This window comes from Candidatus Babeliaceae bacterium (genome assembly GCA_041660765.1).
Classification (GTDB): Bacteria; Babelota; Babeliae; order Babelales; family Babelaceae; genus JBAZVR01.
Genome location: JBAZVR010000001.1, coordinates 418,523 through 436,789 on the forward strand (window position 1 = coordinate 418,523; position 18,267 = coordinate 436,789).

Annotated in this window: 20 protein-coding genes; 16 read left to right on the forward strand and 4 right to left on the reverse strand. The window is 36.7% G+C overall.

The window, feature by feature from the left end; genetic code table 11:
- Nucleotides 1–20 precede the first annotated feature (20 nt).
- The 15 genes from WC707_02290 to recF all read left to right on the forward strand — a co-directional run bounded on the left by WC707_02290 (nucleotide 21) and on the right by recF (nucleotide 13,725).
- Nucleotides 21–1,088: an ATP-binding protein gene (locus WC707_02290; protein MFA6065989.1), complete on the forward strand. Its 1,068-nt coding sequence runs from the start codon at nucleotides 21–23 to the stop codon at nucleotides 1,086–1,088.
- A gap of 167 nt (nucleotides 1,089–1,255) precedes the next feature.
- Nucleotides 1,256–1,702 carry a hypothetical protein gene (locus WC707_02295; GenBank protein ID MFA6065990.1) on the forward strand — a complete coding sequence of 149 codons (447 nt, stop codon included), beginning with the start codon at nucleotides 1,256–1,258 and terminating at the stop codon, nucleotides 1,700–1,702.
- Between the two features lie 280 nt (nucleotides 1,703–1,982).
- Complete coding sequence (locus WC707_02300) at nucleotides 1,983–2,501, forward strand: hypothetical protein (GenBank protein MFA6065991.1); 519 nt, start codon at nucleotides 1,983–1,985, stop codon at nucleotides 2,499–2,501.
- A 125-nt stretch (nucleotides 2,502–2,626) separates the two neighbouring features.
- Nucleotides 2,627–3,670, forward strand: coding sequence for an ATP-binding protein (locus WC707_02305; protein ID MFA6065992.1), 1,044 nt, complete (start codon nucleotides 2,627–2,629; stop codon nucleotides 3,668–3,670).
- A gap of 97 nt (nucleotides 3,671–3,767) precedes the next feature.
- On the forward strand, nucleotides 3,768–4,682 hold the full coding sequence (locus WC707_02310) for a hypothetical protein (protein MFA6065993.1): 915 nt from the start codon (nucleotides 3,768–3,770) through the stop codon (nucleotides 4,680–4,682).
- Between the two features lie 77 nt (nucleotides 4,683–4,759).
- Nucleotides 4,760–5,635: a hypothetical protein gene (locus WC707_02315; protein MFA6065994.1), complete on the forward strand. Its 876-nt coding sequence runs from the start codon at nucleotides 4,760–4,762 to the stop codon at nucleotides 5,633–5,635.
- A 76-nt stretch (nucleotides 5,636–5,711) separates the two neighbouring features.
- Nucleotides 5,712–6,851 carry a hypothetical protein gene (locus WC707_02320; protein ID MFA6065995.1) on the forward strand — a complete coding sequence of 380 codons (1,140 nt, stop codon included), beginning with the start codon at nucleotides 5,712–5,714 and terminating at the stop codon, nucleotides 6,849–6,851.
- A 36-nt stretch (nucleotides 6,852–6,887) separates the two neighbouring features.
- A complete protein-coding gene (locus WC707_02325; protein MFA6065996.1) occupies nucleotides 6,888–7,751 on the forward strand; it encodes a DMT family transporter in 864 nt (287 codons plus the stop codon).
- Nucleotides 7,752–7,808: 57 nt separating this feature from the next.
- Entirely contained in the window at nucleotides 7,809–8,441 is a 633-nt protein-coding gene (locus tag WC707_02330) for a DUF6629 family protein (GenBank protein ID MFA6065997.1), read from the forward strand.
- A gap of 1 nt (nucleotide 8,442) precedes the next feature.
- Nucleotides 8,443–8,898, forward strand: coding sequence for a hypothetical protein (locus WC707_02335; GenBank protein MFA6065998.1), 456 nt, complete (start codon nucleotides 8,443–8,445; stop codon nucleotides 8,896–8,898).
- A 64-nt stretch (nucleotides 8,899–8,962) separates the two neighbouring features.
- Complete coding sequence (gene proS / locus WC707_02340) at nucleotides 8,963–10,378, forward strand: proline--tRNA ligase (GenBank protein MFA6065999.1); 1,416 nt, start codon at nucleotides 8,963–8,965, stop codon at nucleotides 10,376–10,378.
- Between the two features lie 20 nt (nucleotides 10,379–10,398).
- Nucleotides 10,399–10,950, forward strand: a complete 552-nt coding sequence (locus tag WC707_02345; protein ID MFA6066000.1) for a hypothetical protein — start codon at nucleotides 10,399–10,401, stop codon at nucleotides 10,948–10,950.
- Nucleotides 10,947–11,447: a hypothetical protein gene (locus WC707_02350; protein MFA6066001.1), complete on the forward strand. Its 501-nt coding sequence runs from the start codon at nucleotides 10,947–10,949 to the stop codon at nucleotides 11,445–11,447. Before WC707_02345 ends, WC707_02350 begins: the two co-directional genes overlap by 4 nt.
- Before the next feature lie 72 nt (nucleotides 11,448–11,519).
- Nucleotides 11,520–12,641, forward strand: coding sequence for a DNA polymerase III subunit beta (gene dnaN / locus WC707_02355; GenBank protein ID MFA6066002.1), 1,122 nt, complete (start codon nucleotides 11,520–11,522; stop codon nucleotides 12,639–12,641).
- Nucleotides 12,642–12,645: 4 nt separating this feature from the next.
- Nucleotides 12,646–13,725 (forward strand): DNA replication and repair protein RecF, encoded by a 1,080-nt coding sequence (gene recF, locus WC707_02360; protein MFA6066003.1) that lies wholly within the window; start codon nucleotides 12,646–12,648, stop codon nucleotides 13,723–13,725.
- Between the two features lie 398 nt (nucleotides 13,726–14,123).
- Here recF and WC707_02365 read toward each other — a convergent pair whose 3' ends face one another.
- Genes WC707_02365 through rplI form a run of 3 tightly spaced genes read right to left on the reverse strand, consistent with a single transcriptional unit; the run spans nucleotide 14,124 to nucleotide 16,432 of the window.
- The gene (locus tag WC707_02365; GenBank protein ID MFA6066004.1) at nucleotides 14,124–14,600 is read right to left on the reverse strand and encodes a crossover junction endodeoxyribonuclease RuvC; all 477 of its coding nucleotides are present in this window, start codon (nucleotides 14,598–14,600) and stop codon (nucleotides 14,124–14,126) included.
- Between the two features lie 8 nt (nucleotides 14,601–14,608).
- Nucleotides 14,609–15,976, reverse strand: a complete 1,368-nt coding sequence (gene dnaB / locus WC707_02370; protein MFA6066005.1) for a replicative DNA helicase — start codon at nucleotides 15,974–15,976, stop codon at nucleotides 14,609–14,611.
- A gap of 12 nt (nucleotides 15,977–15,988) precedes the next feature.
- Complete coding sequence (gene rplI / locus WC707_02375; protein MFA6066006.1) at nucleotides 15,989–16,432, reverse strand: 50S ribosomal protein L9; 444 nt, start codon at nucleotides 16,430–16,432, stop codon at nucleotides 15,989–15,991.
- Nucleotides 16,433–16,586: 154 nt separating this feature from the next.
- Between rplI and dnaA the strand changes: the two genes are divergently transcribed.
- The gene (gene dnaA, locus WC707_02380; protein MFA6066007.1) at nucleotides 16,587–17,981 is read left to right on the forward strand and encodes a chromosomal replication initiator protein DnaA; all 1,395 of its coding nucleotides are present in this window, start codon (nucleotides 16,587–16,589) and stop codon (nucleotides 17,979–17,981) included.
- A 4-nt stretch (nucleotides 17,982–17,985) separates the two neighbouring features.
- Here the strand turns inward: dnaA and WC707_02385 are convergent, their stop codons facing one another.
- The gene (locus WC707_02385) at nucleotides 17,986–18,246 is read right to left on the reverse strand and encodes a hypothetical protein (protein ID MFA6066008.1); all 261 of its coding nucleotides are present in this window, start codon (nucleotides 18,244–18,246) and stop codon (nucleotides 17,986–17,988) included.
- Between the last annotated feature and the right edge of the window lie 21 nt (nucleotides 18,247–18,267).

The window sequence follows — 18,267 nt, forward strand, 5'->3', positions numbered from 1 at the left end:
TAAAAAAGAGGTTATAGATTATGAAGACAATACAAAAAACAATACTGGGTGCGCTTTTTATGGTACTTTGCGCTCCACAGACGAGCAGATCAATTGATATATCACCAGCAGAACTAGAAATTATAAAAATAGGTCTATGCGCTGGGAGTATTGCTTGCACCTATGGGTATTATCACTACGCAAACAAAATGCATGCAATGGAAGCGCTACAAGCTCCATTGGAAAGCAGTGTAAAATTTGAAAACCTTAAAAGAGACATCCCGACGCTCATAAAAATACTTCAAGATTGCTTTAATAATCCTTCGAAATACATATTACCCGCCTCACAACAGGATATTATTGTTGTGAAAGAAAAGACAATTTATGAACGTATTACGAGCTATTTTAAAAGCAATAATCAGCCTATAATAACCCCACAAACAATAATCCCTCAAGGCATTCTGCTTCACGGCGAACCAGGGACGGGTAAAACTGAACTTGTACGCGCCTTGGCCGGAGAAGGAATCCCTGTGTTTTATATGCCTGCAGCAGCACTTGCTGATAAATACATAGGAGAAACTGAAGCAAATCTGCGCAATCTCTATAAAAATGCAGAAAATTATGCCATAAATAACGGAATGCCATTTAGTATCGTCGTATTAGACGAAATAGATACCTATGGAAGACCTCGAGAAAATAATTCACAATCAAAGCATCAAAATGCGGTCATTAATCAACTGCTTACCCTTATGGACGGAGCGGGAATAGAAAAACGACGCGTAGTAACTATTGGTATTACTAACGTAGACCCCAAGGAACTGGATGAAGCGTTAACAAGACCAGGAAGATTTACGTATCATGTTAAACTTGAAAATCCTACTCAAGAAGAAAAAACAGAAATTTTGATGACAGCCTTAGAAAAAACGGGGTTTAAGTGTTCGGACGCATGCAATAAAGACCTAGCTGAACTTGAAATACAAGATTTATCAACGGCTACTTTTCCCGCAATCGCCCACACTGCAAACCTACTCACACGCTATCACGATAAAGATGTGATTTCTTCAACAATCTTTCAACAAGCGCTCGAGTTACACAGAATTGGGTCTTAAAAAAGTATAAATTACAATAAATAAGCGCAGGTTTTCACCTGCGCTTATTTATTATCTTCGCCTGCAGCCCTCTTCGGCCGGCTATCTATAATTTTAATTGACAATTGGTAATTTTATGCGATATTCTTATATAATGTATATGCTGATAAAATTAAACAGAGGTCGCTATGAAGAAAATAATATATAGTTTTGTTGGTTGTCTTTTGTTGTCATGTAATTATAGCGAATCGAGCTGGTGGAGCCCATCAACATGGTTTAGTTCTTCATCTGATAAGCTAGCCGCTGGAACAAGTATTGGCGTGGTTGGCCTACTTGCATTGGCTACGAAATTATATATTCAAAATCTTGCACTTCAAGAGCGACTTTCTGGTGAGGATTACATAATAGATACATTACAAGATTTCTTAAAAAACGAGTCTGTATTTGTATATATTAGACCTACTCAGCTTATGAATCAAAAAGACACGATGAACCACACGAGTATTTTAATGATTGAAAATTTAAAAGGTGGCGGCGTAATAAAAAGAGAAGAACCTGCTAATATTGATCCTAAAACGTTAAACGCTAGCGACTTTTTTCAATTTAAACTTAAAAATGAAAAAACATACAACTAAATTCTTGCTTAAGCGCAGATAAACTTCAATCGGCTTTACCCGCCCCTTATTTGCCGCCCTCTTTGGCTGGCTGTTTTTGGAGGAAGCCATGAGCCTCGACCTGACTTATTCAGGGGTTTGGTCTTTGTCGACCTGTACCCATTCTATCAAGACGAGTTATAAAATAGCCTTAACATTAACCATTTATCTGACAATAATTCAGTTTGACGATGTATGCAACCCATGTATTATATATACTATATGTATAAAAATTATAATTAATTAACAGCGGTTATAAATTATGAAGAATAGATTAAAACACACACTTTCAGCAATACTCGTGTCAGTAGCAATCATGCCATTACAAGCCACTGAAAACATTGGACAAAATTTGTTAAGCTGGGCTGACAGCTTTGCCTGGGACGCAATTTCCAATAGATTTAACGAAGCGCCATATAAAACAGTCATAGGCATCGCTTTATTGTGTGTCGGAGCAGGCTGTGCCATAAAATCAGGTACAATTCGCCAAAAAACGACTACAGAGATCAATTCGATTGATGAAATCATTAACACTACCAGTATCACGGCAAACCAAGCAACAACAGCTAGACAAAGGCAAAACGCTTCGTCACTCATTAACCAAGAGAATCTTAAATCATCTCCATTGAGAAAAAAGCTAGATGACATAATGACATCAGGATCAATATACGATTGGGTAGCTTTATTAGTAATACCGTCTGGGCTACAGCTCGCAACTGGACGCTCCATACCGCCCAATTTAACGCTCATGATGGGATACCCTTATCAATTCAGATCATAATAATAAGATTGTAGATACAGAATTGAGCATTGGTTTATTAAAAATACAGGTTGCTATTTTTCAAATATTTTGTAGCCTATTATAGATATAAAAAAATACTTGAAAAATTTACAAATTTTACATCCATGAAAAAAATAATAACAATCTTTCTCTTATTGACTTTATGTGTTCCGCGTGTGACTAAAACAATAGGCGCACTATCTACCTTAGAAAATTTTATTGCTAGCCATAAAGAAACAATTTCTCTCGGCATAAGCCTTACGATGCTCACTCTGAGTGGCATGGTAGCCTACAAAACGCTGTGGAAACCAGAGGTAAAAATCAAAACGCGCGTCATCAAACCTTTAGAAAGCGACAGAACATTTGAGAGTCTTAATAGAACGATTCCTCAAGAAATTAAGGATCTTCTTGATAACTTTAAAAATCCATTACTATATACCGATACCACAGGCAATAAATTGCTTCCTGAAAATTGTCTTCTTTACGGTGAACCAGGGACTGGTAAAACTGAACTTGTACGCGCCTTGGCCGGGGAAGGGGTGCCTGTATTTTATAAGCCTTTTGTAGAACTTTCAAACGAAAAAGTAGGAAGAACAGAAGAATATCTGCGCGAGCTCTATAAAGCCGCAGAAAATCATGCTATTAAAAACAAGCTCCCTTTTTGCGTGGTTGCGCTTGATGAAATAGATGTTTACGGACTGAGCCGAGACCATTTTTCTGGATCAGATGGACATCACTACGACACCCTCACTCAACTTCTTACACTGTTAGACGGAGCAATAAAGCAAAGATACGTGGTGACTATTGGAATTACGAACAGGTTACCTCGTCAATTGGATCCCGCTTTGATACGATCGGGAAGACTTGGAAATCATATTAAAATAAAGGCGGCCAGCTCAAGTGATAATGTAAAAATTTTGGAAGAACGGCTTAAAGCTAAAGGGCTTAAGCGCACCCAATCAGCCATTGATCTTTTAGAGCAATTTAAAAACGAAACGCCTGAACGTGGTCTAGGAAAACGCATAACAAGTATGACGGCTGCCGATATAAACTCTTTCTGTAATAGGCTGCATCTACGAACAATTGCGAGTCGTTCCGAAACGATTTCTTCGTCAATTATGGGAGAAGTACTCTCTCAATATGATAAAGGTTTTAAGGATCCTGAATAGCGTATTTTTTAACTCATTGACTTATTATTGAATATTTATACTCTTAAGTACGCGTTATACATATTTAATAAAATTTTCAGAAAGTCACGGCATAAAAATGCTAAAAAGAATACTGCTAATAATAGTACTATCAGGAGCGATTGCGCCAGCGCACACAACTCAGCCCGTAGATTTTATTGTAGCATGCGGCATGTCATTTGCTTTAATAGGATTGATAAATATTGCGGACTTAACCTCGTTGTGTTTTTATAAAGAAGAAATGAATTTGTATAAAAAATGGTATAAAACACTTCATAAAGAAGCTCTTATAATTGATCAAGAAATAAACAGATTAAGAGCGCAGGCAGGTGATCCCCAAATAAACAACGCTATTACCGCATGCGCCTCACAATCAGAACAAAATAACAATTTATACAATGCTATATTGAAATTATATAATCCCGAACTTACCGCTTTAACATTTAAAGCAGCAAGCTATGATTGGGAAAACAGTGTTAATTATGCTCAATCTAAAACATTGCATATTGCAGCAAGCAATATAAAAAAATTGGCAAAAGATTTGCATAAGACTCAGTACAAGCATATTGATGATGATTACGCTTGGTATATCATGATTCCAAGCAGATGCTGGCGCTCAAGGATACGCAAAATTGATAAAAAAATAAATAAGCTGCATGAAAATAAAAACAAAATATCTCAAGATATAGAAAAAGCAAAAGAGGATAATAGACAAAAAATAGAAGATAATAATATAGCGAAAACAGAATTTTTTAATAAACATAAAGCTGACAATATACCATATCCTATCTTTATATCTAGTTTAACTCTAGACGCAAACGCAATGCACTTTAAATCAAACGAGATAACAAAGCGCACAAAACATATAGATATGCATATGCAGTTTCTTCAAGAGCACAAACAATTTCTGCGTAAAAAGCAGCGTTTTGATTTTGCATGCACAATAATATTTGTGCCCAGCTGCGCACTTTTATTAAGTATGCTTTCTAATTGACTTATTATTGAATATTTATACCATTAAGTGTGATTATGCATATTTAAAAAAAACTTTCAGAAAGTCACGGCATAAAAATGCTAAAAAGAATACTGTTAATAATAGTACTATCAGGAGCGATTGCGCCAGCGCATGCAACTCAGCCCGTAGATTTTATTATAGCATGCGGCAGGTCATTTGCTTTAATAGGATTGATAAATATTGCGGACTTAACCTCGTTGTGTTTTTATAAAGAAGAAATGAATTTGTATAAAAAATGGTATAAAACACTTCATAAAGAAGCTCTTATAATTGATCAAGAAATAAACAGATTAAGAGCGCAGGCAGGTGATCCCCAAATAAACAACGCTATTACCGCATGCGCCTCACAATCAGAACAAAATAACAATTTATACAATGCTATATTGAAATTATATAATCCCGAACTTACCGCTTTAACATTTAAAGCAGCAAGCTATGATTGGGAAAACAGTGTTAATTATGCTCAATCTAAAACATTGCATATTGCAGCAAGCAATATAAAAAAATTGGCAAAAGATTTGCATAAGACTCAGTACAAGCATATTGATGATGATTACGCTTGGTATATCATGATTCCAAGCAGATGCTGGCGCTCAAGGATACGCAAAATTGATAAAAAAATAAATAAACTGCATAAAAATAAAAACAAAATATCTCAAGATATAGAAGAAGCAAAAGAAGATAATAATATAGCGAAAACAGAATTTTTTAATGAACATGCAGCTGACAATATATCTAATTTAACTCTAGACGCAAACGCAACACACTTTGGATCAAACGAGATAACAAAGCGCACAAAACATATAGATATGCATATGCAGTTTCTTCAAGAGCGCAAACAATTTCTGTGTAAAAAGCAGCGTTTTGATTTTGTAGGCACAATAATATTTGTGCCCAGCTGCGCACTTTTATTAAGCATGCTTTCTAATTGACTTATTATTGAACATTTATACCATTAAGCGTGTATTTATACATATTTAAAAAAACTTTCAAAAAATCAAAGCGAAAATGCTAAAAAAAATACTGCTAATAATAGTACTATCAGGAGTGATTGCGCCAGCGCATGCAACTCATGGGACAAGAACAAGCTGGCTGGCCACTGCAGGCAATTTCTGGAATAAACTACCACCATCAACAAAAGATTCGTATATTTTAGGTATGCGCATAGGATCAGGCTCAGGAATAATCATAGGAGCGTTATGCATTGGAGGTTATTACGCGATTACATGTACCGAAAGATTTGATATTATAGCAGATGCAAGCGCGGCATGCGTCATGACTTCGCCATTATTAATAATCCCAAGTGTAATTACGCCATTGTTTTTTTATAAACAAGACAAAACTTTCTATGAAAATCGATACAAACAGATTCACCAAGAAGCTCAATGCATTGATGCAAAAATACGTGAATTGCAAACAACCATGCATCATCAACCTCAACCGCATATAAAAATAATTACTGATCGCAGCACTACACCTGACATAGATAAATTATATACCGAGTTAATTTCATTGTGGACCACTGCAGCTTCTTTACGTATGGATATAAAATACTCTCAAACGGCATCAGAATATGCGTTGCTTGAAAAAACAAAAACTTTGTGCATTGCTGCAGAAAACAATATAAACGCTGTAAAAAATTTATATCACGATGATTATTATAATAAGAGCATACTTAATGCTAGCTTTACATGGCGCCTAAAGACACGATCAATCGAAAAAGATATACGCGATAATAATGAAAAAACAAGAAAATATTCTGAAAAAATTAATCAAATGCGTGCAAATTACGCTGGAATTATCAGAGCTCAAGGCATCAAAGCATGTGATAACCTCGCATGTGATAACCTCATACGCACTTCTCAAGCAAATGCACGTCATCTAAGAACAGAAGCGTTAGCTGGGCGTACAGATTCTTTAAAAAGTAACGCAGATTATCTACAAGAGCAAAAAAAACTGCTCCATAAAAAAGCGAATTTTAGCTTTGGATGTGAACTTGTCGCAACCGCAACAATGGCCTACTGCGGCTATGCGATTTTTTTGGGGGGTCATGGAAAACATAGCTACATGCCGATCGTAGCCTGTAGGATATATAAAAGCTTGCATATACCCTATAAAGATGCTTTACTGAATAATAAAATAAAATAAATAAGACTAACCTAGATTTTTAATGAAGGGGTGCAGATGATACTTCTTTTTATTATAAATCTTCTGAGCGCATTAAACTTTTCTCTCAGCAAATACGCACTTGCATATATCGATCCCGTGCTCTTTTTCATAGTAAGAACGGTGACAGGGGGAGCGCTCTGCGCCCTGTACTATTATTATATGAGCACAGAAAAAGCAATTATGACAAAATATCTTGTTGGAATGCTGGTCATGATCGGTGCTTTGAACGTTTACGCGGCCAATTTATTACAATTGCAGTCACTAACAACCATACCATCGTCACGGGCATGCTTACTTTTTAATACAGCGCCGTTTATTGTTGTTGTTCTTAACTATTTTTTATTGGGCACCAAAATATCATATATGAAAATAATGGGGCTTGTATGCGGCTGGATTGGTTTATTGATTACCGTTGGTGGGGACTTTGCCGTAAGCCAAACCATATGCGCAGGAGACTGGTTTATTCTGGCTGCAGCACTTGCAACATCGATTAGCGCATTAATTATGGAAAGAGCACTCACGACTCATCCCATCTCTACAGCATATTTTAACGCCTTTATTTTTTTATGTGGCGGCTCTTTTGCTGTTATGTATCCCGGGCTTTCTCTTTCAACGTGCATATCAATAAAAAGCATGTCTTTTTATATATTATTGGTGATTGCTCTTGTCATGGGCACCACTATAACCACTGCATTACTCTATACACATCTTTTACGTAAATATAGCGCGGCGTTTGTTTTGTTTACCGGCTTTACAGCGCCCTTATTCGCGGCGCTCTTTGATTGGAGCTTTTTCGGTCATACCGTAGCGTATACATTCCCAATCTCGTTATTATGCATTGCTATCGGGTTATATCTTTTTTATAAAGCAGATTCTTGATTTTTTAGCATAACAATATAGAAACTGATATCTATACAAAGATATCAGGAGAATTTTATGTGTTTTTCGGCAAGTGCAAGCTTTACGGCGGCAACGCTCTTAGGAGCAATTGGATATATTTCTTATACGCTGATAAAAAAACGCAGTCATAGTATGCTTGCAAGCGTACCGGTATTATTTTCTTTACAACAAGCAATAGAGGGCTTTATTTGGCTCAACCCAAACAATACATTGTTGCCATATGCGTATTTATTTTTTGCATTTGCGATATGGCCAACCTGGATACCACTCTGCTTTTTTGTTTTCCCACCACCGCGCGCAACAAAAAAGATTATCCAATGGCTTGTTTATGCCGGTATTATGCTATCTTGTTTATTGGCCTATTTATTGTACGTATACGGAGCACATGCACACATAATAGGCAATCATATTCATTATGTTGAAGCCTACCCCAAAAGCTACATTACTGAATTGGCGATAGATTCTTGGTATTTAGCGGTGACCGTTCTTCCATTTTTCTTAATGCACAATATATATATTGCTTGTATGGGAGGGTTAGTTTTGACATCGTGCATGATAACGGTACTAGCGTGGCATTTTCATTTTGCATCATTGTGGTGTTTTTATGCAGCCCTGATAAGCTCATGCGTACCCATAATACTTATTAAAAAACATAACACAAGAGCATAACATGATTAAAAAAACTCTTTTATATATGATATTATTTATTCTTAATACTTCTTATGCAATGGAATGGACCGAAACAAAAAAGATCGTTTCATTTTTATGGCCATGGGAAACCAACTACACAAAAAAAAGCATCTTGGATCTTATTGGCCATAATACTGTCCATTGTATTCATTTAAGTGAAAAGAAAAAATTAATTTACGCAGTTAAAACACACAACATGACTATAACAGCCGAATTTAGTCCGCATCCCAAGCCTGACATTTCAGGATATATAAAATACCATCATGATGATAATATCATATGGCATAGGATATCAAATTCCATAAAATTATGGACGCTGCTTGACAAGCTGTATAAGAACCAAAATACAAATACGCGTATTCACGTGGTAGAATCACAAAAATGCTTATACCACGTTACCGGAGATGATACAATAACAATGAAGTTACCTGAATAATAGCGATGTAGTATAAAGTTTGTTACAATGTAACCATAGATATTTTGTTAAAAGAAAGAATTTTATGAATACATTGCCAAATATCCACACACAATTTTCAGAATGGTACTTAGAAGTTATCAGCAAAGCAGAATTATCTGACAATGCCCCCGTCAAAGGCTGCATTGTTATACGCCCCTATGGCTATGCTCTCTGGGAAAATATCCAAAAAGTTCTCGACAAAAAAATAAAAGACACCGGACATTCTAATGCTGCGTTCCCCTTATTAATTCCTCAGTCATTTTTACAAAAAGAAGCACAACACGTAGCAGGATTTTCTCCAGAGCTTGCGGTTGTTACGCACGCTGGCGGCAAAGAACTTGAAGAGCCACTAGTAGTACGACCAACATCAGAAACTATCATCCATTATATGTTTGCAAAATGGCTGCGCTCATGGAGAGACCTCCCTATAAAAATCAATCAATGGTGCAGTGTTGTACGCTGGGAAATGCGCACTCGCCCATTCTTAAGAACAACAGAATTTTGGTGGCAAGAAGGCCATACCGCTCATGAAACAGCAGAAGAAGCGCGGGAAGAAGTCGCTACCATGCTGAATGCGTATGTTGATCTTGTTGAAAATTATTTAGCAATTCCTGTGGTAGCCGGAACAAAATCAGACACCGAGCGTTTTGCAGGCGCAGATCTAACATGCACCATCGAAGGACTTATGCAAGACGGAAAAGCTTTGCAAATGGGGACTTCTCATATGATATCTCAAAGTTTTGCAAAGGCGTTTGATATGAAATTTCAGGATAGACAAGGTAATCAAGCTTATCCTTATTTAACCAGCTGGGGCGTAACAACGCGTTTGATTGGCGCTATTATCATGGTGCACGGCGACCAAAAAGGGCTTGTATTACCACCAGCCATTGCTCCTCTACAAATAGTTATTATTCCTATTATAAAAGCAGCAACAAAAGAATTGGTGTTGCAAAAAGTACAGCAACTATATCAAGAACTTTCTCAAGAATTTCGTGTCATTATTGATGCAGATGAATCAGAAACTCCCGGTGCAAAGTTTTACCGTTGGGAGTTGAAAGGCGTTCCATTAAGAATAGAAATTGGGGCTCGTGATATCGAACAACAACAAGTCGTTATAAGTTCACGTGTGCATGGCACAAAGTCTATGTGTAAAAATAATGTGCTACAAGAATTTATACGTGAACAGCTTTCCACTATTCAAAAAGATATGTTAGAAAAGGCACGTGAGCGCCGGGCTTCGATGTGGCATATTCGTGAAAAGCTTGAAGACTTTAAAGATTTATTAGAGCAGCATGGTGGATTTTATCAAACCGGCTGGTGCAGAAGCATTGAATGTGAAGATGCGATTAAGTCACATAAGGCTACGATCCGTTGCGTTCTTACGGTTCACACACAGAAACACTGTTGCAATTGCAATCAAGAAAGTCCTGGCGATATTTTGATTGCCAAAGCTTATTAATAAAAATAAGAAAGAAAATCATGAAAAAATTAGTACTACTCACAGCATTATTAACAATATCTTTCTATAATGCATGCATGGAAAACACAAACAATTCATATATTTGTTACAAAACAGAATTAATGCGTATTGCTGTACAAAATACTACCACAACTCGCAACTATCTTGCTCATGGAACTTTAACGCTTGATGATGTTGATAAAGACAATAAAAACCTTCTTGACCTTGCGCTTCAATATAGAAATAATAAGTTGTCAGAAATTCTTTCCAATTACAACATGGTGACGCAAGAAACTAAAGACATAAGAAATAGATTACTTCATGAAGCAGCGCAAGATGTTAATCGTTTAAAAGAATGTATTGCTCATGAAACTATAAATTTTGATAGTGTTGATCTTAACAACGACAACCTATTGCATCTTGCAGTTCAGTACAAGAAAATCGAGATCATAAATTATATGAAAAGAAATGTGCCCACCCAAGAATTTGAGCGCATAAAAGCACAAGTAAATAATCAAGGTATGACCGCGCGCGATCTTATTATTACGGATAGCAGTAAAGAGCAATTATGAAAAAAATATTAATACTGGCAACAGTGATAGCTATCTGTTGCACGCAAAAAAATCATTCGATGAATCTTGAAACAAAAGAAGATGCAATTAATTTTGTTTTAAGCAACAATCCCGCTCTCACCGACCAGTCAACGATGGTAACCGATGAAGAATTAATCGCCACACTGCGGGTCATGGAATTGAAAAATATGCGTGCAATCGCGCAAGACGCGTCATTATTATCGAGTTATTTCGACAATCAAACGGTGAGCTTATTTAAAAGTCGCGATGATAATGGTAATTCAATTTTGCACTTAGCATTGCAATGTGAAAACGTACTCGGTGTTGCAAAAATAGGACAAATATTACGCAATGGATGGGCTCGCGCACCAGAAAGATATAAAAAACTTGTTCGCGAAAGCATTGTCCGTCTTATACAAGCAAAAAATAAACAAAATGATATGTTTTCATCACCAGAAATAGTTAAAGAATATGAAAGCGCTATAAGAAAAGTATAATTTCTGGTATATTCTTTTCTGTTATACTAAGAAAATAGAGATCGTGTACTAATATTTTTACGGATGTGTTGCATGGAAAAAAAATTTTATATCGAGCAAAAATCATTATTAGGCCTTTTAGCATCAATGCAGCCAATTTGCGCCAAAAGAACAACTCTTGATGCAACAACATACATACTTTTTCATATTGGACATCGTGAATTAATTCTTAAAAGCACCGATCTTGAAATCAGTTTACAGGCAAATTGTTCGTTGGAAAACAGCACGCTCACAGAACCAGAATCTTTTTTAGTAGGCGGAAAACGCATCTTTGATATCGTAAAAGAACTTGATGGTATTATAGAATGCACACTTAATAATAATCAGCTTTTATTGCGTTCCGGAGCTGTAGCGCTCGATCTTAATATAAAAGACGATAGCGAGTTTCCTCCATTTCCAGAACGAATAGAAAATATCATGGATCTTAATGCTTTACAATTAAAAAACATGCTCGACAGCGTTGCATTTTTAATTCCAAGCAATAATACAAATCCGGCCCTTAATGCTTTACTTATGGAAATAGCTCCTTCTGTGCTGACGATGACCACCACTGATGGCCATTGCCTCGCCCAGGCTCGATTAAACCAAGATACGGTTACTCAAAATCAACAATGGCTTCTTCCCAAAAGAGCAATTTTTGAATTAAAAAAGATTCTAGAATCAGCCAATGATTCTGTCGTATTCTTAGGAACATGTGGAAGACAACTTGTTTTTTCTGGCGATTTTTTTAATTTTTTTACAAAACTTGTCAGCGATCCATTTCCCCAATACGCCAGCATATTAGACAAGACATCGTTTATACCTGCAACAATCGATAAAACACAATTTACAAAAACATTAAGACGATCGACCTGTTTATTGTCTGGAAATTTTTTGGCTACTAATTTTGGTTTTTCTCATAATGCTTTACGCGTGTCTATTAATAACAAAGAAGTAGGAAAGCTTGATGAAGAAATTCCAATGATTGGATTTGATACAGAGCCTCTTACTATGAGATTTTATGCGCCGTATCTTCTCAATGGAATACAAGCGTTTAATCAAGAAAAAATAACATTTTTTCTTAAAAATGGAACAAAGCCGATTATTTTCGAATCATCTGCGGATGCTATTTCTCTAACATATATCGTTATGCCCGTATCATCACAAACAACGTAATATCGTGCTTTTAAAGTCTGTTTTTCTCAAAAACTTTCGTTGCTTTACAGCGTATCAAATTGCACTCGAAAGCCCATTTATCCTTTTGTCGGGAAAAAATGGATCAGGCAAAACGTCAGTTATAGAAGCATTGCATTACGCTTGCTATTTAACCTCGTTTAGGACGCATCAACCCAAAGATATGATAGCCTTTGGCGAGGAGACCTGTTTTATAAAAATTGAAGGCATATCAGAAGAATATGATTGGACCATTCAGGCTGGTTTTGATAAAAAAAAAAGATCCATAAAAGTAAATAATACAGCCGCAACTTCATATAAAGATCTTATAGATACCTACCGGGTTATTAGCATTATGGAAGATGATTTGCAATTTATTCATGGGTCCCCCGACTATCGACGACAACTCATTAACCAGCTCCTCATACTACTGGACCCTTCTTTATATAGTGTGTTAAAGAAATATCGCACTATTTTGGAACAAAGAAACGCTGCATTAGAATCAGGCATGCAAGATCCTATTTTATATGATGTGTGGACAATGCAACTGTGGGAATTGACAAAAACTCTTCATGAGCACCGAATACATCTAATCGATAAACTCCAATTAATAATGCAGGATTTTGTAGGTTGCTTTTTCGATGATAGGTATTTATTTTCTCTGCATTATATTACCAAACGCTACAAAATAACATCATCTTACAACAATTTTTTAGAAGAAAATAAAGCACTATTACAACAGGAGCGTCTCTATAAAAGGTCACTTTTTGGAGCACATCTTGACGATATAACCCTTCTTTTTCACGATAAAATTTCTAAGCAGTTCGCATCTCGCGGTCAACAAAAACTGTTGGTAGTACTCCTCAAGCTTGCTCATCACAAGATAATTAACAAGAGCTCTCTGATCCTGGTAGACGATTTCATAACTGATTTTGACGACACAACAATCGCTCTACTCTTACAGCTTTTCACCTCCCTCAAAAGCCAGCTCATCATTACCACGCCTTCACTATCAAAGGCAGAAAGCATCATAAAAACCTACAATCCCCTACAAATCAACCTTTCAAATACTTCTCATGGTAATTAATAGCTCCAAAACATACAAAAATAAGCTATTTTTATAGGGATAAAATTTGACTTTTATTAAATTTCATTCATACTGATTATCAGTTAGTTAAATTTTGGCAATTAATACAGCATATCAGTAGATAACATTTTATACAGATATTCAGATTGCAACTATTTTCTAGCAATTTTACACAGGCTTCATTACTACTCTCCTTTTTTCCATCGCATTGACTTCGGTCAATGCGATGGTTATTTTTTTATTACCCTTTTTATTTCTTTAAAATTTAAACCTGCGGGGTGTTGACCTTCCGTAGTCCCGAGCAGCGCGAGGGGCAAGGCAAGAAAAACACCCCGCAGGTAATAACAAAACAGCCAGGACCGTGCAATTATGCGACACTTGATATAGGAGAGCAAATTTTATACTATTTTCGCTTGCCATGCGCCGCATAGGGCAATTGCTACAGCATCGGTTAAATCAAGATTTTTACCTACAACAAGCGATGGAAAAAGCGCCGCAACAACGCGAGCGACCTGTGCCTTATCTGCACCGCCATACCCCGTTAACGCCAATTTAACCTGGCATGGCGCAAATTCATGCAGCTGCATGCCAAACTGGGCGCTCAATAAATAAACAATACCGCGCAAATATCCCAATTTGAGAAAATTTTGAGCATTTTTACCCAAAAAAGGAGTCTCCAATGCGATATGCGTAACACCACAAGAAGTAATTTTCTCGGTAAAAAAAGCATGAAATAATAAAATACGCTCATGCACAGGAAGAGAAGAAGACATTTTAAGGACCCCGGCATCAATAAGCTTCAAACGATGGTGCGCATGCTCCACAAGCCCGAAACCAGAAACAGCTAGCCCAGGATCAATCCCCAAAACAATCATAAACAACACTACTCATCAAAATCTTCAAATAACGTAAGCTCTCTTTGGAAATTAAGAAAAACCGTTCCCGTTGGACCATTACGCTGCTTACCAATAATAAGCTCCGCCAAAGAAGGATTTTCAACATCAGGATTATACACTACATCACGATACAAAAACATTATAAGATCGGCGTCCTGCTCAATAGCTCCGGATTCACGCAAATCAGACAAGAGCGGCCGCTTGTCAAAACGACCATCAACCGCACGAGATAACTGAGAAAGAGCCACAATAGGAATGCCTAACTCTTTAGCCAAAGCCTTTAAAGATCGAGAAATTTCAGAAACTTCCTGATGCCTATTTTCATGCCTATTATGCGAATGAATAAGCTGTAAATAATCGATCACCAAAAATTGAAGGTTATGCTCAACCTTTAATTTACGCGCCTTGGCACGTATATCCATAATGCTCTGCATAGCACTATCATCGATAAAAAGCTTCAACTCTGCTAAATAGCCAGCAACTCGCGTAAGCTCAAGCCACTCATCAGAATTAATAGTCGCATTTCTAATATTTTGATGATTTACCCGCGATTGCGTAGATAACAATCGCAACATGAGCTGCTCTCCACCCATTTCTAATGAAAAAAAACCAACAGTCATCCCGTTCTGGGCTGCATGTTGTGCAATATTAAGCGCAAGCCCCGTTTTACCCATAGACGGCCGAGCCGCCAAAACAATCAAATCGCCCTTTTGAAATCCACTCGTCATTTCATCAAGCTTCTTATAACCAGAAGGAATACCCGTAATGCCACGACTATGACTTTTTATTTCAGAAAGGTGTTGGAATGTTTTTTTAAGCCAAATAGTTAACTGAACAAAAGACTGTTGCGTTCTCTTCTGGGAAATCTGCAAAATCGTCTTTTCAGCCTCATCAAGAACTGCCTCAACCTCACGCTCATCCTGACTGTAACACCGAGTTATAATATGCATCGCAGAACCAATAAGTTCACGCAGAACAGATTTTTCTTTAATAATCTGCGCATGCTGCTCAATCATACCAATAACGGCTATGTCTTCCTGCAACGACAGTAAATATACAAGCCCACCAATCTCATTAAGAAGGTCCCGCTTAATAAGCTCATCTTGAACAGTAATAATATCAACACGCTTACTACTGCGAACCAATGCAATAAACGCTTCGAAAATATATTGATGCGCTGGACTATAAAAATCATGCGGAACAAGAAGCTCCGCAACTACACCAATGTGCGCATCGTTAAGCAATAACGAGCCCAACACCGCGCGCTCAGCATCATTATTAAAAGGTAAGTTTTTGCCCAGAACATGCTCAGAATCAACATGCTGCCGAGGATAATTATGCTGTTTTTTATACATGATGTTATAAAATTATTCTCCAACAATCTTAACTTTTACGGTCGGCCTCAATTGTGAGGAAAGTTTTATAACTACCTCGTGCACACCTTGTGATTTGATAGATTTATCAAACTCAACCTGACTTTTAGAAATAGAAACTCCCTTTTGAGCGAGAAGATCAACAATTTCATGAGCACTGATAGCACCATAAAGCTTGTTATTATCATGAAGCTTTTTTTTCAAAATAAGATCCAATGATCTTATTTTTTCAGCAAGCATCGAGGTCTTTGTGGCAATCACTTCGTTGCGTTTTTCGACAACCTTAATTCTATTGGCGAAAGACGATTCATTCTCAGCTGTTACAACAACGGCCAGTTTCCTAGGAAACAAAAAATTTGCCGCGTAACCATCAGAAACATTAATAATCTCTCCGGCAATGCCAACTTTTTCAACATCTTTAAGTAAAAAAACTTTCATACATCAATCCCGATAAAGCATTTTATATATATTTCATTGATAAGTGTAAAACAAATTAAAAAAATCTTCCAGAAGAACCCCTAATCTGTTACAGTATAGTTACACTCCTAAATAATCCAACTGCCAACAAATCCATTAATAAAAACAAATACCTATGAACATAATTTGGCAAGAATTTCTTAAAATCGTACGCGAAGAAGCTGGAAGCAGAGTTGTAGAAACATGGTTCAAGGCTGTTTCCCTATTAAAATGGGACGAACACAAAAAAACCGTGTATCTTATTGCGCCCAACAATTATGTTCAGCAATGGATCAAAAATCATTATCTAGAACTCATAAAAAAACATCTTGGACGCTTGCTTAACGAAAACACCATAACAATAGTATTTACCGAGTCTCTACAGCCAGCTATTATGAGTCCCGCAAGTGAACAGCCGGAAACACTCATCTATAAGCCAGCTCAATCACTTATGGTAAAGCAGCCGTATAGTAGCAACACGCATACAACTAGTCTCAAAACAATAAAACCTCGATCATTATCTATTAACTCTATCTATCTCTTTGATACATTTATTGTGGGACCAAATAACACCCTAGCATTTTCAGCTGCGCATGCTGTTGCAGAAAAACCGGGCAAATTATATAATCCACTTTTTATTTATGGCGCATCTGGTTTAGGCAAAACGCACCTATTGCACGCAATAGGCAATCACATACAAAAATCATTTAAAAAAATAAACATTCTCTACCAATCTGCCGATAGATTTGTTCATGAATTTATTAACGCGATACGATTTGATAAAATAAATCACTTCGAAGCAAAATACAAAGATCTTGATTTACTGTTGGTTGACGACATTCAATTTATTTCCAACAAAGAACAAACGCAGGAAGCTTTTTTTCATATTTTCAACATGCTCCATCAAGCGCAAAAACAAATCGTATTTACCAGCGACACATTGCCATGCGATATTGCCGGCCTGGCTGAGCGCATGAAATCACGCCTTGAAGGTGGCCTTATAGCCGACATACAAATTCCACAGTACGAAACAAAAATAGCGATTCTCAAACAAAAAGCAGAAAAAAATAACGAGTGCCTATCAGATGAAGTAGCGCATTACATAGCAACCTACCCCTTTTATAACATTAGGGAACTTGAAGGAGCACTTATTCGCATCAGCGCCTATGCATCATTAACGCATCAACCAATAACAAAAGATCTTGCGCATAAAGTGCTCATAAAAAAACAGGACGACAAAAAAAGTATCGATTTACAAAAAATCATGCACCATATCGCTCGCCATTTTAACTACACACAACAAGAACTAAAATCTGCAAAACGCAATAAAGATCTTGTCATGGCGCGCCACATCGCGATGTATTTCATGAAAAAACTCACGCATCATTCACTCAAAGAAATCAGCGCATTCTTAGACCGCTCTGACCACTCAACCGTCATCCACGCTTTTGACAAAATAGAAAGCTGCCGACAAGTCGACAACAATCTCTGCCAAACCCTCACGCAGATAGAAAAAGAAATAGTCACATAAATTACTAAGATTTCTTTTTCTTATACTCTGCCAATTCTTTTTCTACATCTTTTACTACGGCATTCATGCTTTTTATGCCAAGCTTTTTTAAATAATTTACATTTTCTTGCATAGAAAGCTCTTTATGGAGAGCAATAAGCATATCCGCATATAATTCACCAAATTTATCAAAGCTTAACTTTTCAGCAAAAGGCTTAAACAATGGGTGATGCTTTACAAAATAAGCGTTATTAATATTTCTAAACCAACATTCAATCAAGTACATGCATTTCAGTGAATTTTCTAT